Below are 22,425 nucleotides of genomic sequence, written 5' to 3'. Positions count from 1 at the left end.
TAGTAATTTCCGAGCAAAGTTATACCTTTTTCTTTTATGCACAAAACAAAAAATAAGATAATTTTCCTAGACTGCCTCTACAAAGAGCAGAAACGCCAAAGAAACCCAACTGATTTACAGTGGATTACAAAAAAAGTTCGGAAAAGTTCGGGAGAGCTACTTTAAAGCATTAAACAGGTTACTTTTTAGCGTTCTAGCACCTTTCTGCCCAAACAGGCGTTCGTTTGCATCTGACTTGGCGTCAGACAAAACAGACTTTGAATTGCCCAACATAATTCTAATAGAAGAATCAGACATTCCAAGAATAATTAAGACACAAACCTGTTGCTGCAACTGGGAAAGTGGCGTTCCCTCAGAGAAAGACTTATATAAGTCGGGGAAGCTCTTGCTAAACTGTCTTATCAATAAGCTCCATTCGCCATCCGAAGGATTAGGCTTTTCTGTTTTGAGATTTGATTTTTTGATAAACAATTGAGCAATGGGACTATTGACAAATGTTTCCGTTGCATCAGTATGTTCAGTCTGATCGTTCTCCAGTTGTAAACGCTTGATGATTTCAGTAAGTTCAGCCTCTTTCGCTTCTTTTGCAGCAATCACGCCTTCGTAATTCTTACTCTTAAGCATCTGCAATTCTGCTGATATCTCCGAACGGGCACTTATAGTACTCTCTAATTTTTTAGACAGCTTCAGTATCTCCTGTTTTTTCTTATTCTTATATCTGATATATAGCCACAAAAGCAGCACGACAACCAAAAATGAGATGACACCAATGAAAGTTGACCTCATCTTCAGTTTTCGTGAGGTCTCGCGTTCCTGCTCAGCCTCTTTCTGGCTCCTGTTATAATTATATAAAGCCGACATCTGATGGATTGAATTCGTACGCAGCTGATTGTGGAGCGTATCCTGTGCAGCTTCATATAATAGTGAGAAGTGGAAAACTGAATCTACATCATGGTGCTTTCTATATACGTTCAACAAGCCCCTATAACCTTCTGACAGATAACCATATCTGATTGCCTTACGGAATAGTTGTTCTGCCGAATCTAAACGATTTGCAGATAATTCATAGAAACCTTTAACATAATAATAGCTTTCACGTCCACTGGCAATATTTCCTTTTTCATCATACCAGCCAGACTCTTTTTCGAAGATTTCTTTGGCCCACGTTGCTTTATCCATCTCCCCCCTTTCCATGTAATAATAAATAGTGGGGCATAGGACTCTTGCAGCGCCTTGATTATCACCAATACGTATCAAATCCTCATACACTCCAAGGGCCACATAGAATACTGAATCGATTTCATTCAACAAAATATACGGAGCTACCAATTCGTACTTAGCTAAAAGATAGTCCTTCTCAGAAGAGGTTTTCTTAACATTCTCAACATAATGGTTCAATGACCATATCTCATCTTGAGGTAGATTCTGGTTATGAAACACCAAAGACATCTGTCCATAGATATTCTTCAGGAGTTCAAAATTACAGTCAGCCTTGGTTGTATCAACCTTGCTTAGTGCAGTATAATACGCTTGTAGTCCTTCTGGTGACTGGCCCAAATCAATCAGGGAGCAACCATATATATAATATGCCAAGGCACTTTCCTCATCATCACCATTCGCTTCGAAATAATCCACCAACTCTTTTGTCAGAGAATCCGTAGTAAAGACTGCACCCGCTTTCATTTCGGCTGCAGCCAACTGCAACTGATACTGTTTCTGAAAATGAGAGCCAAATTCAGACTGATGATCACCTAAACTATCTAAAATAGCAAGAGCAGAGTCGGCATCATGATACATAACAGCCCTTGCACGCGACAAAGCATCGCGATAATCACGTTTTTCTGTACAAGAAAGAAAAGCAAAAAGAACGAAGATGAATACTATAAACTGTTTCATCAGATCTTTTCAATCAACGCAACGGCATAGGCAGAGATGCCTTCTTGCCGTCCTGTAAAACCAAGTTTCTCTGTTGTTGTAGCCTTTATGGAAATCTGATCCGGGTCACAGCCTATGACACGCGCCATACACTGCTGCATCTCAGGGATATGCGGGTTCATCTTAGGCTTCTCTGCACAAATCGTGGCATCGATATTACCCAGACGATAGCCCTTAGAGGCAATGAGTTCTATAGTTTTCTTGAGGATAATCTTACTATCCATTCCGTCAGTTTCAGCAGAAGTATCAGGGAAATGATAGCCTATATCACGCATATTTGCTGCGCCAAGAATGGCATCACAGATAGCATGAATCAATACATCGGCATCACTATGGCCCAACAAGCCCATAGTATGTTCCAACTTAATGCCGCCCATCCACAGGTCGCGGCCTTCTACCAACTGATGGACATCATAGCCCATTCCAACTCTAATCATCATTCTATTAAATTCGTTATGACGTTATCCCGTTAAAATACCATTACTTAAAAAGATCTTTCAGACCATCCATATCAAATGCCAAGGTGAAACGCAGCGTCTGATCAAGGGGATTAGTCTGAGCCGTTGAGATGACATAGCCCACATCAAGTGAGAAGACATTCATGCGGAAGCCACCACCCACGGTAAAGTACTTTCGATTACCCTTTGACTCCGACTCATGGTGATAACCGGCACGGAGCGAGAACTGATCATTGTACACGTACTCGGCACCAACGCTCCACTGAATCTCCTCAAGTTCTTCCTTGAATCCGCCTGGAGCATCACTGAAACTGGTGAAGATACCCTTGATACTCGACATGTCGCTATATTGCTCGCGCACATACTGCTGATACTCACTAGCATTATATCTCGTATCATCGCCACCGAGCTCCTTATCAATATACTGTTGCATGGTGGGAACCGTAGGAACCAGCAGTTTATTGGCATCAAAAGCGAGTGTGAAGCGGTTGTATTCGTCGACTGGTACCAACAATGAAGCACCTACACGCAAGTTTGCAGGAATAAACTGACTCTCATCGTCACCATAGAACGAAATCTTACTACCGATATTTGTAACAGTAGCACCAAGGCCCAACTGACATTCGCGATTGCCAAGCATCATATAGTTATTATAATACATGGCAATATCGGCTGCAAACGCAGAGGCTGGTTTAGAACCTTCACTGAAATAATCATAACGCAGGTCACTATAAATCCAGCGCAATCCTACACCCAGAGAGAATGTCTCACTCAGCATACGAGAATAAGCCACATCAAGTGCCATTTCATAAGGCTTCACCGTCATGGACTCATCCAGTCCCTCCGCATCGGTATACACCTCACCAAGTGAGAAATAACGCAGAGAACCTGACAATGCGCCATAATCGCCTATACGATAATATCCTGCCACATAAGCCAGGTCAATATCATTAACCAACTGACGCAACCAAGGTGTGTAGTTGAGCGCTACACCAGCACGACTAATACAGAACGGGTATTTTGCCAAGTTCCAGTACTGAGAGTTGACATCAGGATCAGTAGCCACACCCACATCACCCATACCGGCAGCACGGGCATCAGGGGCAATCGTTTGCGATATGACGGCATGTTCCACCGGATTGAACGTGGTGTTCTTGTCATCGGCATGAGCCATCACAAAGGACATAGAACAACAGCCTATTGCCAAAAGAATCTTCTTTATTTTCATTGTAATTTTCGTTATGACGTAATAACGTTATATCGTTATAACGCAACAACACCTTATTTATTGTCCCAGGACAATCAATTTCTTGGCTTGCGAGGCTTTAGAGCTGCCATTATTACTAATCAGGACACGGTAAAGATAGACGCCCGTCTTCAATCGGCTACCACTACCTGTAGTCAAATCCCAATCAATCGTATAAGTATGATCCGTAGGTATACCTGTCTCAGACTTCCTCCACAACAGACGGCCGGAAGTATCGAAGACTTCCAGTTCTACATCCACCTCACTTCCTGCACGGTCATGACTGATAACAAAACTGGTAGATGTAGTAGCAGGATTCTTCGTACATATCACGTTACTTAATGTGGGCTGTTGGGTAGCATTCACCACAAACGACAACTCAGCGACAGAGGAATTATTCTGTGCATCCCAAGCTCTGAAAAGGAGCTTATGCGGGCCATCCGACAGTTCCGGCAGTACATAGTCAACTTTTCCCTTGCAATAGTCACCAAAGTCATATTGGAAACGCTCATTGAGTTGATAGGTAAGGTTCATATCATTATCAATGATGAGTTCCAAATCGTGACCGATACCGCCAGAAACATTGATACCGTCCTTATCCGTCAGCTCTGCATAGAAATAGGGTGTGGCATTCACCGTACTGCCATTTACAAACGACTCACTATTCAGATAGCAATAGATTGACGGTCCTACGCCGTCATTGGACAAATCCTCAGTACCTGTCAGCGTGAAACTCTCACACTCACCATGAGCTGACAATGATTTGTCGTTATTGACTGCATAGACAAGGAATAGACCCGTTTTATCGGAATAACTGATATCCTTGGGAACTGCAAAAGAGAACGAGAACTGACCATTACGTATACTGTCACTACCGTTGTATATGGTATTCGGACGGTCTTGGAACTCAAAGGCTGTCTCTGTAGCTACCGGATCATTCTGTTTACCAACAATGGTCTCTTCGATATCACGAACCGTAATTGTGACAACACCATTGAAATCCGCATGCCCCGGCAGATGACCTTTCAGGGTTACCTTTGAACCAGCCTTCAGCTGCTGGATTCCATCAGCAACAGCCTTGCCGTTGATACTATCAATAACAGCCTGCTCCGTAGGACTGGCCAGAGTCAGGGCTGGATCTCCCAAAAGGACATACTGCAATTTATTGGTAAGCATTTCCGTAGAACCTGACACGAAATCATTCTTAGCAAGGTAGGCCGCTTCTCCGATAGTGAGTCGGCGTCCGTTCTTACTGGCCAGGAGGTATTTCATAAACGACTGATTCTGCAGTCGGTTGTAAGAGGCATAAACGGTACGTGTGGTGCCGTAGAAGGCAATAGAACCACCCTTCTTATTAAACATTGCCGTCTCACCTATATTATCACTCTGACCATCAAAAGGAGCCACATCACAAGCGGCAGTAACCCATAAGGGGAGACGCAAGGAAGAGGCTTCTCCAAAATCCGTAATACGCAACACGGCTTCATGAGAAAGCAACGAGGGACCACCATGTCCTGAATAGTTCATCACCAACGCTCCTTTCTGAAGCTGTTGTTTAATCAGGCGCGTAACATCCGGAAAACTATTTCCTGTTGAAGAGGTCACACGTGTATAGGCATCCCAATAAATCTTTTTGATATCGTAATTAGCGTAAAGGCTCTTCACCGTACTCACAACAGCCTCTGCATCCTGCATGTGACGGTTCTGGTCGCCATCATCACCCAGGAAGCACAAGGTATTCTGCCATGCGCCAGCATAGGCATTGGTACGATAAGCATAAATCTTATCCACCAGTATCTTGGCCTCCTCGGCCGTACGAGCAGACAAGCGACCGACGGCGGCATCGAACTTATCCTTCAATATACTGCCACCCTCGTTATCGTCCAGCAAGCAGTAATAATCGTCGGACACATAGGACTTCGTAGCACTGAAAGAGTTCTCACTCTCGTAGCAAAGCAGGAAATCATCAGGTGAAAGACTGCGCCAGCCACTAGACAACATACGGTTATCCCAAGCACCATCTCCAAAGAGCAGCAGATAACGTGGCTGGTCGGCCTCCGTCCCTGCCCTATCATATAGCATCTTCATGTATCGGCGATAGGCATTGGCATCTGGAGTACCACTGGAGAACTCATTATAAAGCTCATCTGCAGGAACAATTCTCACACGCAAGCTATCATAGGTCTCATGGAGCGTCTTCAAGCGTTCTGCCTCTGAAAGAAGCTTCTGGCTGGTAGGTATAATTATTACCATATCTACCGCCGAGTCTGCGTGATGGTCCTGGTTCGTGATGTCATAGAGATACTCTGGTACTGGAAGCGAGGTTGAAAAGTCTGTAAGCGCTTTTGGCGTAGAATAGCACAATGACACGTAATCCAAACGAACTTCACCACCTGATGTCTGACGAAGCGTCAGTTTATTGTCTGTGGTCTTCATCACAGAATCAGGTAATAAAAATTTCCAGCTGGCCTGGGTAGCAACAGCATTACCATCAGACAAAGTCCCGGAACTTGTTAGCCCGGAAGATGCTGTCAACGTCCCAATCGTTGTGCCATTCATCAACAACGTTGCCACAAACTTAGAATCGTATGACAGGTTTACATTTATCTGCGTCGTCGTGGAATGAACGCCAGGCAAAGTGATGTTACGGTCAGAGCCAACCGTGAGTTTCTCGCTGGTATAGAGATTACGGCCACTGTGGTACCAAGCATAGTCATCTACCTCATACAAGTCATGATAATCACTGGCAGAAGGATAATATGAACTGACAAAAGACGCGCTATCCGCTGTCAGAGGTTCATCATCGCTCTCGGTCAGGAAATAATAGCCATAATCTGAATAGGGATTACGCGTACGGGCAAGAGTTGTATTAGACGCCCAGCTAACTGGTCCTGAAGCATGAAACAGTCTTTTCCCTTTAATCGTACACGTGGCCACTTCCTTCAAATCATCTGTCTCCGAAAGATACTCTCCAGTCAGTACCTCTGGTTGCAGTTCTCCGCCATAACCGTATATTTTGACTTTCTTAGGATTCTTAAATCCTGCCTTTCTAATCAAAGCGTCTGTCAGATGATAAAAACCCGTCTCTGGCACACGAATCTTAGCCCAATGCCCACTAGACAAAACTGAATGGGCTGCATAACGATCGCCCGACGATGACGCACGGCGGGTCTTTCCTGCAGGTGCAGATTTCACCTGCAACTGAAAGCTCACAAGTTTCTGATATTTACCCTCACGAAAAACAAGTGGAACGAACTGGGCATACAAAGTACCACTCTTTCGTGACACACCTACATATTGCTGTATCCGCGGCAACTCTGGCAGTTGTTCAGTAGTAATGGCATGATAACGATTAACGTCTTCCTCTGCCATATCCAGAAACTCCGGATAAGCAATTCTCACCTCATAAGTCGAGTCTGCATAATTACCTCCCAAAGGCCACGAGTAATTGACGAAAGGCAACAAAGAGTCGATTTTAACTTCCTCGGCTGTGAGATTATAAAAACCCTGTGCCATAGTAGAAACCATGCCACATATCATCATCAGCCAAATCAGAAAAAATCTTCTCATCAGTCTTACTTACAATCAAATTCCAGCACCTTACGGTCTTCCAGCCAACCTTCCAAGTGGTCGTTAATCTTTACCGGACCAACACCAACAGGGGTTCCTGTATATAAGAGGTCGCCCGTCTTCAATGTGAAATAGGTTGAGATATAACTAATCAACTCGTCCACCTTATAGAGCATATCGCTTGAACAGCCTTCCTGCACCGTATTACCATTGATATCCAAATGAAAATGCAGGGCCTGAACATCACGGAATTTCTCCTTTTCAACCCACTGACCTATCACAGCGGAGCCGTCGAAGCCCTTACAAATCTCCCATGGCTGGCCATTCTTACGAGACTCTTCCTGCCAGTCGCGAGCTGTAAAATCAATCCCCACTGTCACCGCATCATAATAACGATGAGCAAAGCGTACGGGAATGCCTTTACCCAGACGACATATTCGGACAACCAATTCCGTCTCGTAATCCACACGCTCGGACCAGTCGGGGATAAAAAACGGCTTTCCGTCCTTCAATAAAGCAGAATCAGCTTTCGTGAAAATTACAGGCTTCTCTGGTTTATATAACGCACCATCCAACTCTTTATTGTGCAGTGCATAATTCATTCCTACAGCAAAAATCTTCATATCTTCTTTCGTTTTGAGCCTACAAAACTAATATTTTTACTTGATTTGAGCAAACTTTTCAGAGAAAATGCGTACATTTGCACGCATGAAACGTATCGTAACACTCATTTTATCTCTTCTGTGCTGGCTTAACATCTCAGCACAGTATGATTACCTGATGGCCAATCGAAAGGTAATACCCGGTGGTTATGATTTCTGGATATACACGCCAGAGGACTATTATTATTCTCAGGAAAGCACACCTGTGATTATCTTCCTTCACGGCGCCAGCCTGTGCAGTCGTGACCTGAACCGTTCACGCCGCTATGGACCTTTGGATGCCATTGTCAAAGGCCGTGAGATTCCGGCACTGGTCATTGTGCCACAGAATCCCGGTGGTGCATGGAATCCCAAGAAAATCAACGATGTTTTAGAGTGGACCTTGAAAAACTACCCTGCTGACAGCACACGCGTCTATGTCTTAGGCATGAGTCTGGGAGGCTATGGCACACTGGACTTTGCAGGTACTTACCCCGAAAAGGTGGCTGCCGCAATGGCTCTATGCGGCGGTTCAACACTAAAGGATCTGCAAGGACTTGGCAAACTCCCTTTATGGATTCTTCATGGAACAGCAGACAGGGCAGTAGGCATTAAAGAGTCCAAACGAATTGTCAAAGCACTTGAAGATGCTCATAACGATAGCAGACTGCGTTACGACTGGCTTCCAGGAGCCAACCATGGTGCATTGGCTCGCGCATTCTACCTGAAACGTACCTACGAGTGGCTCTTCCGGCATAGTCTGAAAGACAAGGACCGTCCTCTCTGTCGTGAATATAGTATTACGAATTCGGATTTGAAAGGAGCTTATAGCGACATGGACCGTAACCTGCCAGACCCGGAAGTCATAGACGATTAACATAAAAAAAATCAGCACCACCTGTCAGGTAGTGCTGATTTATCATTATTTACGCTATTCGGGCAAAATTACTCAGCAGCCAGAGTAAAGCGACGGAAAGCAGTGATGTCCAGCTCCTTGTCCTGAGCCTTCACCCACTGAGCTACAGTAGCCTTATCGCCATCACCAAACTGGAACTCCTGATCAATCAGGCAGTTCTCCTTCAAGAACTTGTTTACACGTCCCTTAGCGATGTTCTCGATCATAGGCATCTTCAGCTGAGCCTCACCCTCTGCTTTTGCATCAGCGATAATCTTACGAGCCTCATCAGCCTGCTCCTTAGTAAGCCAGCCCTTATTGACATTGCTCTCGATGTGGTCTTCGCTGTCAACAAGGTTGGGGTTCAAGCCAGCCTTCTTAAGCTTCATCTCAACGAACTTCTCAACCTGCTCGAGCTTAGTCTTCTCTACAGCAGTCTTGTATTCCTCGTCAAGAATCTTCTGGTCAACAGCCTCTGCATTCAGAGCAACGGGCTTCATGGCAGCCACCTGCATAGCCAGCTTGTGACCTACCTCAGCATTCTCCTTGTTGGTCTGAACCATGGTGCACAGAGTGTGCTTACCCATGTGGTCGTATGCCTCGATGTTGGCACCCTCGAGAATCTGGTAGCCATCGAGCTCCATCTTCTCACCAGTGATACCTGAACGCTGTGTTACAGCCTCCTGAGCGGTCTGACCGTTGATGTCGAGGTTCTTCACCTCATCGATGGTCTTACACTTGTTAGCTACAGCAGCATCAAGGATGCTCTTGGTCAGGGCGATAAAGTCAGCACCGTTAGCAACGAAGTCGGTCTCACACTTCAAGGCGATGATAGCAGCGAAGCCATTCTCTACCTTTGTCAGTACACAACCGTTTGAAGTCTCACGGTCAGAACGCTTAGCAGCGATAGCCAAACCACGCTCGCGGAGCAACTCCTTAGCACGGTCGAAATCACCTTCAGCCTCAGTCAGAGCCTTCTTTACATCAGCCAGACCTGCGCCAGTCATAGCGCGAAGCTTTTTGATATCGTCAATTGAAATTGCCATTTTTTCTTTAATTTTTCGTTATACGTTATACGTTATCACGTTATCGCGAAATGATTACTCTGCAGCAGGAGCAGCCTCCTCTGCGGGAGCCTCTTCCTTGCGAGCCTTGCGAACACGCTTGGGCTTAGCCTCAACAGCCTCTGCCTCAGCCTGAGCCTCAGCAGCCTTCTCGTCGGCCTTCTCAGCCTTACGCTCCTCGAGACCCTCAGCGATAGCAGCGCAGCAAGCGTTGAGGATTACCTCTACGCTATCCTTAGCGTCATCGTTTGCGGGAATCACGTAGTCGATGTTCTTAGGATCGCTGTTGGTATCAACGATACCGAACACGGGGATACCCAGACGGTTAGCCTCCTTGACAGCGATATTCTCCTTCATCACGTCGATGACGAACAGAGCGCTAGGAAGACGAGTCAGGTCGGCGATAGAACCGAGGTTCTTCTCCAGCTTAGCACGCTGACGGGTAATCTGCAGCAGCTCACGCTTAGACAGGTTACCATATGTACCGTCCTGCATCAGCTTATCGATATTGGCCATCTTCTTCACAGCCTTGCGGATGGTGGGGAAGTTGGTGAGCATACCACCGGGCCAACGCTCAATTACATAAGGCATATTTACGCTAGTTGCCTTCTCGGCAATCACTTCCTTAGTCTGTTTCTTAGTACCTACGAAGAGGATTTTCTTACCCTGACGAGCAATGTTCTTCAAAGCCTCTGCAGCATCGTCAACCTTCAGCACGGTCTTGTGCAGGTCGATGATGTGAATACCATTACGCTCAGTGTAGATGTAGGGAGCCATGGCGGGGTTCCACTTACGCTTCAGGTGGCCAAAGTGGCAGCCAGCCTGCAGCAACTGTTCAAAATTTGTTCTTGCCATTTTTTTTGTTTCTTTAATTTTGTTGTTTACTTTCTTTTTAATCTTTTTTAGATCAGCCAGCGGGTAATCAAGGTGGACTAGTCGCACTAGTTGAACTAGTAACACTAGAATTTCTAGCCAGAGTCCCGCCAGTTTAGATACTAAACGTAGTCCAGTTGGATTAACGCTTACTGAACTGGAAGCGACGACGTGCCTTGGGACGACCTGGCTTCTTACGCTCAACCTCACGGCTATCACGTGTCAGGAAGCCCTGATCCTTCAGCGCCTTCTTATCCTCTTCGTTAACCTTTACCAAAGCGCGGGCGATTGCAAGACGCAGAGCCTGACTCTGACCGGTGAAACCACCACCGTCGAGGTTAACCTTAATGTCGTACTTCTCGGCGCACTCCAGCAGGTTCAGAGGCTGCTTCACCACGTACTGCAGAATGGCTGAGGGGAAATATTCGGTTAAGTCCTTCTTATTGATCGTGATCTTGCCAGTACCTTCTGACAGATAAACGCGAGCCACTGAGCTCTTACGACGACCTATTGCGTTAATTACTTCCATCTCTATTCAATTATTTATACAAGTTAATATCAATAGCCTTTGGCTGCTGTGCCTCGTGCTTGTGTTCTGTTCCCTCATATACATAGAGGTTGTTCAGCAGGCTGCGTCCGAGGGGACCCTTTGGCAGCATACCCTTCACAGCGTGACGGAGAATACGCTCTACACCGAAAGGCTTCTTGCGCAGTTCAGCGGGAGTATTGAAACGCTGACCACCGGGATAACCAGTGTAACGGGTATAGACCTTATCAGTTTCCTTCTTGCCGGTGAACTTCACCTTGGCTGCATTGATAATAATGACATTGTCGCCACAATCTACGTGAGGAGTAAAGCTGGGCTTGTACTTACCACGAATCAGTTTAGCGACCTTTGAAGCGAGACGACCAACTACCTGATCAGTAGCATCGATTACGACCCACTCCTTCTTGGCTGTCTCCTTGTTAATCGAGACGGTCTTGTAACTTAAAGTGTTCATTTCTTCGTTTAATTTTACTAAAAAACAGTTTTACCTAAAAATATTGTTTACTGAGCGCCGATTCACAAACCGTGCTATCCGGCCAAAGACAGGCACTATTTACACGACACTCGTGGGGAGTCTAAGACCCTCCCCCCAATAATCGGACTGCAAAGGTACTGCTTTTTCTCATTATACGAGGTATGACACAGCCTTTGTAGCCCAACTTTTATAATTATTTAACTTTTATATGATTATTTACGAATTACTTTCACGTTCTTGACGCTTCCATCAGCCATACGTTCCTGACGAATCAGCAGGCCTTTTTGAGTACCATTAGCACGACGTCCCATTACATCAACATAGCGCACATTGTCTGGGCAAACACCAGCATTGACAATACCATCAGCAGACTCGAGAGAAAGCCAACCGATTTCCGACTCATGAGTCTCGCCGCCACCGGTATAGATGCTCTTTACGCCAACACGTTTCCAAGTAGTTACATCCACGCCGTTCAGATAAACGGCATAGCCATGCTCCGTGATATCGTTATCATCAGTAAACTCATAGGGAATCACGCTCATATCTTCCTTCAGATCTTCATAGTTTTCCTTCTTCAGGACAAAAGGTTGTGGCGTGCCATCCACGTCATAGTAAATCTGATAGCTCAACTTACCTGCCGACAGGAATTTGCCAGCGGTACTTACCAGGGGAACATCCAGGACCAAATAATAGCCATAATCCTCATCCAATTCCATTGAAGCCACAGACGGAGTAACAGGAACGCCAGGCACATCATTGATTTTTGTCAGTGTCACGTCGAGGAAATACTCAAAGGCCTCATCCTGATCATTTGCTATCTGATAGTTATCAGCCTTCAGCGTACCGGTCTGAGCATCATACGTAAAGGCCATAGGTGCAGTATAGAGGTCATACTCCAGAGTCATCAGACTAAGATGCCCCAGAAACTGACCACCCTCTACGGTAATTGTACCATCCTGCAGCACACCCTTTGCCCATGCCTTTGGCAGATAAGGCTCCAGTCCCTGCAGATAGACATCAGCACCATCAATAGCCACATAGACCGTACCAACATGTTCTGTATTAAAATAACCATCAACAGCCTGCATGTGATATTCGTCGGCAGTCAGGCCCTCTGGTAGTTCAACAACCTCTTCCACTGTAGGTTCACCTTTATGGAGTACAGGCTGGATATAGTAGCCATAGGCATCATTATAATTACGCTCGGGCTGAGCATTCTCCATGATATACACATCCTGAGGAACCGTAATAGTACCAGCCTCTGCATCATAATCGAAGGTATAACTTTCCGGACATTCATCCATCTCTTCATTATAGATGTCTATCAGGAAGTACATGCTACGTGAATAGTTAGCGTAAGTCTCAGAACCATAGTACTGAGGCGAATTGAACGTAATCTGCTTACCATCTTCACTTAGCAGTCCCTTAATCCATGCTTCAGGCAAATAATAGCTCAAGCCCTGTACATAAACATCCTTACCGTCAAAGCCCACCTTCAGTGCGCGGTTCACGGGTGTTTGGATCTCGTCGTAGCCCTGATACTCAGAGAAATAGCCCTCAAGTGCCCAGGTCTTAGTCTGCAAGCCTTCAGGCACAGTCACTACCACGTCTTCCACCACACGTTCACTATTATTCACCAAGTTACCCGTTCCCGCATAGGTCACCTCCATAGCTTCAATGCGCGCCTGTCCGTCAGGCACACTGAAGACAATCTCATCTGCGCTACCCGTCCACACATCATTAGCCAGTGTACCCACATTAGACTGAAGGTTTTTCTTTCCACCAGAAAAAGTAAACGAGATTTTTGTGATACCAGGACCAGCCAAGGTCAACGTATTACCCTTATACAGGCGAACGGATTTACCATTGTCATAATACTTTGGATCACTTGAGCCATTGCCCTTTGCTGCAGTAGCAGTCATGTCGTCCGTAACATTAAACTCAGCAACCACGGCCTGATCATCAAAGCCGCCATTCTCTGCCGCCCATGTAAACGTAGTCTGCCCACCTTGAGCAAACGACATCAACGAACACAGCAAAGCAAACATCATCAGCGTAAAATTCTTCATAGTAAATATTTGTTGTGTTTTCTGAAATCGGGGTGCAAAGTTACTACTTTTTCCTGTCACGAACAAAAAGCAACCGCATTTTTTGCTAAATTACCGAAAAAGTAGTACCTTTGCACCCCAAATAATATATATAAGAGGTATATGAATATCGAGACACTGATAAGTCAAGCCGCAGGCGAGGCCGTCAAGGCACTCTACGGCATGGAGGCAAACGAAAAGATGCTACAGCTGCAGAAGACACGCAGCGAGTTTGAGGGTAACCTGACACTGGTAGTCTTCCCCTTTGTGAAGGCAGCCAAGAAATCACCCGAGCAGACAGCTCAGGAGATTGGTCAGTATTTGGTCGACAACTGTTCGGCTGTTGAGAAGTTCAACGTAGTAAAGGGATTCCTGAACCTGAGCATCGGTGAGGGTGCGTGGCTGCAGTTGCTGCAGGCTATGGATCAGGACGACCGCTTCGGCATGAAAGCTGCTAACGAGGACTCTCCCCTCGTGATGATTGAATACTCTTCACCCAACACCAACAAGCCCCTGCACCTTGGTCATGTACGCAACAACCTGCTGGGTTGGTCGCTGGCTCAGATTATGGAGGCCAACGGCAACAAGGTGGTAAAGACCAACATCGTAAACGACCGCGGTATTCATATCTGTAAGTCAATGCTGGCTTGGCTGAAGTACGGCAATGGCGAGACTCCTGAGTCATCCGGCAAGAAGGGCGACCACCTGATTGGTGACTACTATGTAGCCTTCGACAAGCACTACCGCGAGGAAGTGAAGGAACTCATGGCTCAGGGCATGGACGAAGAAAAGGCTAAGCAGGAGGCTCCGCTCATCAAGGAGGCCCACGAGATGCTGGTAAAATGGGAGAACAACGATCCCGAGGTACGCGCCTTGTGGGAAAAGATGAACAACTGGGTGTATGCCGGTTTCGACGAGACATACAAGAAGATGGGCGTTGGCTTCGATAAGATTTACTACGAGAGTCAGACCTATCTGAAGGGTAAGGCCAAGGTAGAAGAAGGTCTCGCCAAGGGTCTCTTTGAGCGCCATGAGGACAACTCGGTTTGGGCCGACCTGACCAACGAGGGACTGGACCAGAAACTGCTGTTGCGTTCTGACGGCACCTCTGTATATATGACACAGGATATCGGTACTGCCGAAATGCGTTTCCAGGACTACCCCATCGACAAGATGATTTATGTAGTGGGCAATGAGCAGAACTACCACTTCCAGGTACTCTCTATCCTGCTGGACCGCTTAGGATTCAAGTGGGGCAAGGAACTGGTTCACTTCTCTTATGGTATGGTAGAGCTGCCTAATGGTAAGATGAAGAGCCGCGAAGGAACCGTTGTTGACGCTGACGACCTGATGGCACTGATGGTAGAGGATGCCTATAAGACCTCTATGGAACTGGGTAAGTTTGACGACATGACCGAAGAGGAGCGCCGCGAGATTGCCCGCATCGTGGGTATGGGTGCCCTGAAGTACTTCATCCTGAAGGTGGATGCAAGAAAGAACATGCTGTTCAACCCCGAGGAGAGTATCGACTTCAATGGCAACACCGGTCCTTTCATCCAGTACACCTACGCCCGTATCCGCAGTATTCTGCGTAAGGCACCTAGTACGACTAGCCCCGCTAGTTCAACTAGTCTCGCTGATAAGGAAATTGAGCTTATCCAGAAGATGTCTGAGTTTGGCGCAGCCGTGGAGCAGGCCGGTAAGGACTACTCTCCCTCTGGTATCGCCAACTACTGCTACGAGCTGACAAAGGTATTCAACCAGTTCTACCACGACTTCAGCATCCTCAACGAACCCGATGAGCAGAAGAAGGCCGTGCGCCTGATGCTGGCAAAGAACGTTGCAAAGATTATCAAGAACGGTATGGGTCTGCTGGGCATCGAGGTGCCCGAGCGCATGTAATATGCAGAACCCTCCCGACTATAGACACGACACCGTACTGCCCTTGCCCATGGAGGTAAGGGCAGACGCGTGGGCTGTGGACGCGGCCTGTAGCGGCAACCCTGGTCCCATGGAGTATCAGGCTATCGACCTGCAGACAGGTGCGCAGGTATTTCATTTTGGCCCAGTGAAAGGTACAAACAATATCGGTGAGTTCCTGGCTATCGTTCACGCCCTTGCCCTCTGTTGGCAGAAGGGCTTGCATAACAAAACCATCTACTCTGATTCCTACAATGCCATCCTCTGGGTCTCAAAACGACAATGTAAGACAAAATTAGAGCGTACCCCTGAGACGGAGCCGCTCTACCAGATTATCCAACGCGCCGAGAATTGGCTACGCACACATAATTACCGCAATCCCATCATCAAATGGGAGACCCAGAAATGGGGCGAGGTGCCAGCCGACTTCGGTAGGAAATAATCATATTACCATCATAATCATGTTGCGCCACGACTTCTGCATCTGCCGGAAGTTGTGGCGCGCTTGTTCCACCACTTACCGTCAAACGCATATTCGTCTCCACCCGGATTTCATCCCACAAGCCTTGTTCCAGGAAAGAATCGAGCGTTTTCCTACCGCCTTCGACAATCAGCGATTGTATATGGTGGGCATGTAGCACCTCCAGATTCAACGGATGCTGACGATCAATAACGAGTCGTTTAGGATTTGGACCATCCCACTGACGCACGGTCAGCTGAGGATGTTCGCGTTCATTGGTAACACGTCCTACAAGGATGGCATCCTCTTCAGCACGCAGTTTGTGCGAGAGCATCTGCGTAAAGGGTGTCGAGATAGCCAAAGCCTTACCGTTGTCATCAATAAATCCGTTAGCCGTCTGGGCCCACTTTAATATAATGTACGGGCGCGAGAGACGATGAAAGGTAAAGAACCTTCTGTTCAGGGCCTTACACTCTTCTTCCAGTACGCCCACAGTCACCTCAATACCGGCATCCCTCAGTTTCCTGATGCCCCTACCCTGCACCTCGGCAAACTCATCAATACAGCCTACTACCGCACGCTTCACACCTTTCTTGACAATCAAGTCGGCACAAGGGGGTGTCTTCCCATAATGCGAACAGGGTTCCAGCGACACATAGATCGCTGCCTCAGGCAACAGTCTTTCGTCCTCTGCGCTGACACTTGCAAAAGCATTGACCTCTGCATGCCCTTGTCCACAGCGCACATGATAACCTTCGCCAATGATTCTACCATCAGCCACTATCACAGCTCCCACCATTGGATTCGGCTTCGCATTCTGCTGTCCGTTCTGCGCCAGTTGCAGACAGCGGCGCATATATTTTTTATCCAAAGAAATTTGGTCGGTTTCCATATTTTGTGTAATTTTGCAGTATGACTTATAATGAATTATGGCGCCAGTTGACGCAGGTCTATGATGACTACGAGGCGAAGGCTATTGCCCGTATGGTATACGAGATCCGCTTCGGACTCATGCCATCCGACTTATTCATCGGCAAAGATACACAATTATCCACAGATGACCAAAAACTCTTAGCGGAAATTACACAACGTCTGCTGACAGGCGAACCCGTACAGTATGTTTTAGGTGAGGCGGAGTTTGGTGGCAGGACCTTCCATGTAGAGCCAGGCGTACTGATTCCCAGGCCAGAGACCTATGAGCTATGCCAGTGGATAATGGAAGAGAGAAGAGGGAAGAAGGAAGAGGGAAGAAACACCTCGATTCTCGACATCGGTACAGGTAGCGGATGCATCGCCTGCACGCTGGCAGCAGAATTGGCAGACGCAGAGGTGACAGCATGGGATATTTCTGACGATGCCCTGCGCATAGCCACAGAAAATGCCAAACGCACCAATGTCCACGTGTCGTTCAAGAAGGTGGATGTGCTAAATACTTCCCTCCTTAATAGGGAGAGGCCAGCGACGGGTCTTGATATTATCGTGAGCAATCCTCCCTATATATGCAACAAGGAACGCGCAACGATGGAGCGCAATGTATTGGAACACGAGCCAGAACTGGCACTTTTCGTACCTGATGACGACCCACTGCTGTTCTATCGCACCATTGCTCGCTTTGCTGCAAAGACATTAAATCCAGGTGGAGCCCTCTATTTCGAAATCAATCCTTTGCATGTCAGCGAGATGCAACAGATGCTCAGCGAAGAAGGGTTCTCACATACAGAAATTAGAAACGATCAATTCGGCAAACAACGATTCACGAAATCATGCTTATAAAAAAGGAAATGACGGGCCAACAAGCCTACCAGAAGCTCACGGACCTCTGTGCCCGTAGTGAACACTGTCAGCAGGAGATGATAGAAAAGATGCGGCAGTGGGGCGTCAGCAAGGAAGAGCAGGCAGAAGTGATGGACCGTCTGATAGCAGAACGCTACGTTGATGACGAGCGCTTTGCCCGTGCATTCATCTATGATAAGATACGCTATAACAAATGGGGGCGCCGCAAGGTGGAACAGGCCTTATGGATGAAACGTATTGACGACAGCATCAGTAAGCCTCTGCTCGATGAAGTAGACGATGAAGAATACCTAAAGATTCTCCGACCAATGCTCAAGCAGAAGCGCAAAAGCACCAAGGCCGATAGTGAATACGAACTGACCATGAAGCTCATCAAGTATGCCATGAGTCGTGGTTTTACGATGGACATCATCAAACAGTGTATCGAGGTAGAAGATGAGGACGAGTTTCTGGACTAGTCTGCTGGACTTAATCGCACCTCGCAGGTGCGCTATCTGCGGAGGCAGATTAGAACCACAAGAAGCCCTGCTCTGCGCTGACTGTGACAACGAACTGGAGAAGACACCCTTTCCCGAGTCGCCTTACGATAACCTCATGGCCCGACTCTTCTGGGGGCAGTTTCCCATAGAGAAGGCATCTGCCTGGTTTTACTACCGTTCCCATTCCGACCCCAGCAAGATGATATACGACCTGAAATACCATGGTCAGATGTTGCTGGGCGAGGATATCGGCGAACAAATCGCCCTGAGACATCAGCCATTTGGCTTCTTCGATGACATCGATGCCATCGTACCAGTGCCCATCACACGCCGACGCCAATGGAAAAGAGGTTATAACCAGAGTATGCAAGTGGCAAAAGGTATTAGCCATGTCACACACCTCCCTATATATAATAAGGTAGTCAAGCGACAACATTTCAGTCAGAGTCAGACGCACCAGACCAGCATCTGGGAGCGCCGCGAGAACGTAAGGGCAGCCTTTCAGTTGGTTGATGCCGACAAGATAAAAGGCAAGCACCTACTGATTATTGACGATGTAGTGACCACTGGCGCCACCGTGATCGCCTGTGGTCAGGAACTGGCCAAGGCCGAAGGCGTCAAGCTAAGCGTCCTCTCTATCGGCTACACAAAAGAGTAAATAATCGTTATGCGGCAGCAAATTTTTCACTCTTCACTTTTCACTTTTCACTTAAAATTCGTACCTTTGCACGCAAAAATCAACATAACGTTATGGATATCAAGAAACAATTCGCACAGAAGCTGATGGATATCAAGGCCATCAAACTGCAACCCAACGAACCTTTCACATGGGCCAGCGGTTGGAAATCACCTATTTATACCGACAACCGCAAGACACTGGGACACCCCAGCCTGCGTTCGTTTGTAAAACTGGAACTCTGTCACGTCATTCAGGAGAACTTCCCTGAGGCTGATGCTGTGGCTGGTGTTGCCACAGGTGCTATTGCACAGGGTGCGCTGGTAGCCGAAGAACTGGGTCTTCCCTACTGCTATGTTCGTCCAAAGCCAAAAGATCACGGCATGGGCAACCAGGTAGAAGGCGAAATCAAGAAGGGTGCTAAGGTTATCGTAGTAGAGGACCTGATTTCTACAGGTGGCAGTTCTCTGAAGGCTGTAGCTGCTCTGCGCGAATATGGTGTAGAGGTTATCGGCATGGTAGCCTCGTTCACATACGGTTTCCCTGTAGCAGAGGAGGCTTTCCGCGAGGCTGGTGTCAAGCTCATTACCCTGAGCGACTACAACGCCGTTGTGGAGCAGGCTGCCGAGACAGGCTATATCAAGGAAGAAGAAAAGGCCGTACTGGCTGAATGGAGAAAGGATCCCAGCGTCTGGGGCGTATAAGGAGGGGCTATGAAGAAATTCGAAAGTAGCATCAAGCAGGTGCCCTATTCACAGGAAGCCGTCTATCGCAACATCAGCGACCTGAGCAATCTGGAGCGTGTGCGCGACCGCATCCCTGAAGATAAATTGAAGGAGTTCTCTTTCGACAAGGACTCTGTAACAATCAATGTTGATCCTGTTGGTCAGATAACCCTGCGTATCGTGGAGCGCGAAGAACCCAAATGCGTCAAGTTCGAGACAACACAGTCACCCATGCCTTTCAATCTCTGGATTCAGGTGCTTCCTGTCAATGAGACAACCTCAAAGATGAGAATCACCATCAAAGCCGACATTCCCTTTATGCTGGCAGCTATGGTGAGCGGTCCTATCCAGGATGGCGTAGAAAAGATTGCAGACGCACTGGCACAGATTCCTTATGTATAATCAGGCGTTATAACGATATTACGTTATCACGATATAACGAATTAAAAAGATGGCACAGAAACTTTGGGAAAAAGACTTTGAGATAAACAGTGAGATAGAGCGTTTCACCGTAGGTCGTGACCGCGAGATGGACCTCTATCTGGCACCGTATGATGTACTGGGCTCAATGGCCCACATCACCATGCTCGAGAGTATCGGACTGCTGGGCAAGGATGAGTTGCCCGTATTGCTGAAGGAGTTGCAGAACATCTACGAACAGACGCTGCGCGGCGAGTTCGTCATTGAAGACGGCATCGAGGATGTTCACTCACAGGTAGAACTGATGCTCACCCGCAAACTGGGCGACATGGGTAAGAAAATCCACTCTGGCCGTTCACGCAATGACCAGGTATTGGTTGACCTGAAGCTTTTCACCCGCCATCAACTGCAGTTGGTTGCCGAGGCCGTCAAGGACCTCTTCGACCAGCTTATCGCTAAAAGTAATCAGTACAAGAACGTGCTGATGCCAGGCTACACACATCTGCAGGTGGCTATGCCCTCCAGTTTCGGTTTGTGGTTCGGTGCCTATGCCGAATCTCTGGCTGACGACATGCTCTTCCTGCAGGCGGCCTATAAGATGACCAACCGCAACCCCTTGGGGTCGGCTGCCGGCTATGGATCATCATTCCCCCTGAACCGTCAGATGACCACCGACCTCCTGGGTTTCGACTCAATGGACTACAACGTGGTCTATGCCCAGATGGGCCGCGGCAAGATGGAACGCAACGTGGGTTTTGCGATTGCCACCATTGCCGGCACAATGGCTAAGTTGGCCTTCGATGCCTGCATGTTCAACTGTCAGAACTTTGGTTTCGTAAAACTTCCCAAGGAGTGCACCACGGGGTCCAGCATCATGCCGCATAAGAAGAACCCCGATGTCTTTGAACTTATCCGTTCTAAGTCGAACAAGTTGCAGAGTCTGCCCCAACAGATCACGCTGATGATGAACAATCTGCCCGTGGGCTATTTCCGCGACCTTCAGATTATCAAGGAGGTATTCCTGCCTGCTTTCGACGAACTGCTCGACTGTCTGCGCATGACGGCCTATATCATCAACCGCATTGAGGTGAACGACCACATCCTGGATGACCCACGCTACGACCCCATGTTCTCTGTAGAAGAGGTCAACCGCCTCGCAGCAGAAGGTATGCCTTTCCGCGATGCCTATAAGAAGGTAGGCCTCGATATTGAGGCAGGTAAGTTCACACCTTGCAAGGACATCCACCACACCCACGAGGGCTCTATCGGCAACCTGATGAACGACCAGATTGCTGCGCTGATGCAGCAGACGCTTGACGGTTTCGGATTCGAGCGTGTGGAAAAGGCAGAAGCCAAACTATTGGGAAAGTAAAACTGAAGAGTGAAGAATGAAGAAATTACTGCCACTACTTTTACTATTATTGAGTGCCTGTGAAGTGGACAACCAGTTCAGTTCGACATACTGCAACTTCATGTTTCAGGCTTCACTCTACCCCACCAGTGCGCTGACCAATGCCATCGCCAGTTCCGGTGGCAACTTCTGTATTGTCAAGGCCGTACAGGAAAAGCGCGTATGGCACCTGAAACTGACGCCCAACCAAGGTTCCTTCGCAGCCAGCGACTTAGACCTGACGATGACCACTGCCATCGGCAACGAGCGCATCAACTATAACGCCATGGGCAGGAAGCGCGGACTCATCATCGGACGCACCTATAGCGGCGTGCTCTGTGCCTACGACCTGCTGTGTCCCAACTGCGATTTCAACTCCGAACTGAAATGGGCCGATGCCCCTCAGGAGCTCCGATGCAACAAATGCAAACGCGTCTACAGCATCTATAGCGAGTACAGCATCGTGAAGACCGGCGAAGAAGGACACACCCTGGAACAATACAAGCGCGTCAGCTATAATCCCGAAAGAGGTATCCTATCGGTACAGAATCCGTGAAAATATTCTGAAAAATTTGGTTATTCCAATAAATAGCCGTACCTTTGCACCCGCAAAACAGCTGCCGCGATGGTGGAATGGTAGACACGAGGGACTTAAAATCCCTTGACCAGAAATGGTTGTGCGGGTTCGAGTCCCGCTCGCGGCACTTGCCAGCGGCAAGGTAGAAAAGTGGATTCAGAGTCATCTGAGTCCACTTTTTCTTGTTAGGCAC

21 protein-coding genes and 1 tRNA gene are annotated in these 22,425 nt (G+C 47.6%); 11 read left to right on the top strand and 11 right to left on the bottom strand.

Features of this window, described 5'->3' with window-relative positions; translation table 11 throughout:
* Positions 1-156: 156 nt before the first annotated feature.
* The 5 genes from L6468_RS02275 to L6468_RS02255 form a co-directional block, all read right to left on the bottom strand.
* Positions 157-1,896, bottom strand: coding sequence for a hypothetical protein (locus L6468_RS02275; protein WP_237794720.1), 1,740 nt, complete (start codon positions 1,894-1,896; stop codon positions 157-159).
* Positions 1,896-2,375 (bottom strand): 2-C-methyl-D-erythritol 2,4-cyclodiphosphate synthase, encoded by a 480-nt coding sequence (gene ispF / locus L6468_RS02270; RefSeq protein ID WP_091814492.1) that lies wholly within the window; start codon positions 2,373-2,375, stop codon positions 1,896-1,898. The genes L6468_RS02275 and ispF overlap by 1 nt, the downstream gene beginning before the upstream one ends.
* Positions 2,376-2,415: 40 nt before the next feature.
* Positions 2,416-3,567, bottom strand: a complete 1,152-nt coding sequence (gene porV, locus L6468_RS02265; RefSeq protein ID WP_371836482.1) for a type IX secretion system outer membrane channel protein PorV — start codon at positions 3,565-3,567, stop codon at positions 2,416-2,418.
* A 111-nt stretch (positions 3,568-3,678) separates the two neighbouring features.
* Positions 3,679-7,209: a type IX secretion system sortase PorU gene (gene porU / locus L6468_RS02260; RefSeq protein WP_237794717.1), complete on the bottom strand. Its 3,531-nt coding sequence runs from the start codon at positions 7,207-7,209 to the stop codon at positions 3,679-3,681.
* Between the two features lie 5 nt (positions 7,210-7,214).
* Positions 7,215-7,832 carry a fumarylacetoacetate hydrolase family protein gene (locus L6468_RS02255; protein ID WP_237794712.1) on the bottom strand — a complete coding sequence of 206 codons (618 nt, stop codon included), beginning with the start codon at positions 7,830-7,832 and terminating at the stop codon, positions 7,215-7,217.
* An 85-nt stretch (positions 7,833-7,917) separates the two neighbouring features.
* Here L6468_RS02255 and L6468_RS02250 point away from each other — a divergent pair, with 85 nt between their 5' ends.
* Complete coding sequence (locus L6468_RS02250; RefSeq protein WP_091814771.1) at positions 7,918-8,727, top strand: carboxylesterase family protein; 810 nt, start codon at positions 7,918-7,920, stop codon at positions 8,725-8,727.
* Between the two features lie 68 nt (positions 8,728-8,795).
* Here L6468_RS02250 and tsf read toward each other — a convergent pair whose 3' ends face one another.
* From tsf to L6468_RS02225, 5 genes are all read right to left on the bottom strand, one after another.
* Entirely contained in the window at positions 8,796-9,791 is a 996-nt protein-coding gene (gene tsf, locus L6468_RS02245) for a translation elongation factor Ts (RefSeq protein ID WP_091814501.1), read from the bottom strand.
* A 54-nt stretch (positions 9,792-9,845) separates the two neighbouring features.
* Entirely contained in the window at positions 9,846-10,664 is an 819-nt protein-coding gene (gene rpsB / locus L6468_RS02240; protein ID WP_091814504.1) for a 30S ribosomal protein S2, read from the bottom strand.
* A 160-nt stretch (positions 10,665-10,824) separates the two neighbouring features.
* A complete protein-coding gene (gene rpsI, locus L6468_RS02235) occupies positions 10,825-11,211 on the bottom strand; it encodes a 30S ribosomal protein S9 (protein ID WP_091814507.1) in 387 nt (128 codons plus the stop codon).
* A gap of 10 nt (positions 11,212-11,221) precedes the next feature.
* On the bottom strand, positions 11,222-11,683 hold the full coding sequence (gene rplM, locus L6468_RS02230; protein WP_091814510.1) for a 50S ribosomal protein L13: 462 nt from the start codon (positions 11,681-11,683) through the stop codon (positions 11,222-11,224).
* Positions 11,684-11,916: 233 nt separating this feature from the next.
* On the bottom strand, positions 11,917-13,773 hold the full coding sequence (locus L6468_RS02225; protein WP_237794710.1) for a hypothetical protein: 1,857 nt from the start codon (positions 13,771-13,773) through the stop codon (positions 11,917-11,919).
* 141 nt (positions 13,774-13,914) lie between these two features.
* Here L6468_RS02225 and argS point away from each other — a divergent pair, with 141 nt between their 5' ends.
* Both argS and L6468_RS02215 read left to right on the top strand, forming a co-directional pair.
* Positions 13,915-15,693 carry an arginine--tRNA ligase gene (gene argS / locus L6468_RS02220; protein ID WP_091814516.1) on the top strand — a complete coding sequence of 593 codons (1,779 nt, stop codon included), beginning with the start codon at positions 13,915-13,917 and terminating at the stop codon, positions 15,691-15,693.
* A gap of 1 nt (position 15,694) precedes the next feature.
* Positions 15,695-16,153, top strand: coding sequence for an RNase H family protein (locus L6468_RS02215; RefSeq protein WP_091814519.1), 459 nt, complete (start codon positions 15,695-15,697; stop codon positions 16,151-16,153).
* On the opposite strand, the gene ribD is transcribed toward L6468_RS02215, so the two are convergent.
* Entirely contained in the window at positions 16,098-17,063 is a 966-nt protein-coding gene (ribD, locus tag L6468_RS02210; RefSeq protein WP_237794708.1) for a bifunctional diaminohydroxyphosphoribosylaminopyrimidine deaminase/5-amino-6-(5-phosphoribosylamino)uracil reductase RibD, read from the bottom strand. The genes L6468_RS02215 and ribD overlap by 56 nt on opposite strands.
* Positions 17,064-17,083: 20 nt before the next feature.
* Here ribD and prmC point away from each other — a divergent pair, with 20 nt between their 5' ends.
* The 8 genes from prmC to L6468_RS02170 all read left to right on the top strand — a co-directional run bounded on the left by prmC (position 17,084) and on the right by L6468_RS02170 (position 22,359).
* Positions 17,084-17,944 (top strand): peptide chain release factor N(5)-glutamine methyltransferase, encoded by an 861-nt coding sequence (gene prmC / locus L6468_RS02205; protein WP_237794706.1) that lies wholly within the window; start codon positions 17,084-17,086, stop codon positions 17,942-17,944.
* Entirely contained in the window at positions 17,935-18,423 is a 489-nt protein-coding gene (locus L6468_RS02200) for a regulatory protein RecX (protein ID WP_091850882.1), read from the top strand. Before prmC ends, L6468_RS02200 begins: the two co-directional genes overlap by 10 nt.
* A complete protein-coding gene (locus tag L6468_RS02195; protein ID WP_091850885.1) occupies positions 18,401-19,102 on the top strand; it encodes a ComF family protein in 702 nt (233 codons plus the stop codon). The genes L6468_RS02200 and L6468_RS02195 overlap by 23 nt, the downstream gene beginning before the upstream one ends.
* A 92-nt stretch (positions 19,103-19,194) precedes the next feature.
* On the top strand, positions 19,195-19,824 hold the full coding sequence (gene pyrE / locus L6468_RS02190) for an orotate phosphoribosyltransferase (RefSeq protein WP_237794704.1): 630 nt from the start codon (positions 19,195-19,197) through the stop codon (positions 19,822-19,824).
* 9 nt (positions 19,825-19,833) lie between these two features.
* A complete protein-coding gene (locus L6468_RS02185; RefSeq protein ID WP_091814539.1) occupies positions 19,834-20,247 on the top strand; it encodes an SRPBCC family protein in 414 nt (137 codons plus the stop codon).
* Between the two features lie 49 nt (positions 20,248-20,296).
* Positions 20,297-21,637, top strand: a complete 1,341-nt coding sequence (argH, locus tag L6468_RS02180) for an argininosuccinate lyase (RefSeq protein ID WP_237794701.1) — start codon at positions 20,297-20,299, stop codon at positions 21,635-21,637.
* A gap of 16 nt (positions 21,638-21,653) precedes the next feature.
* Positions 21,654-22,211 (top strand): hypothetical protein, encoded by a 558-nt coding sequence (locus L6468_RS02175; RefSeq protein WP_237794699.1) that lies wholly within the window; start codon positions 21,654-21,656, stop codon positions 22,209-22,211.
* Positions 22,212-22,274: 63 nt separating this feature from the next.
* Positions 22,275-22,359: transfer RNA gene (locus tag L6468_RS02170), tRNA-Leu, on the top strand.
* Positions 22,360-22,425 lie beyond the last annotated feature (66 nt).

Origin of the sequence: Prevotella communis, assembly GCF_022024115.1 — a bacterium.
In the GTDB taxonomy this organism is placed as follows: Bacteria; Bacteroidota; Bacteroidia; order Bacteroidales; family Bacteroidaceae; genus Prevotella; species Prevotella communis.
This window is presented reverse-complemented; position numbering and strand designations above follow the sequence as displayed.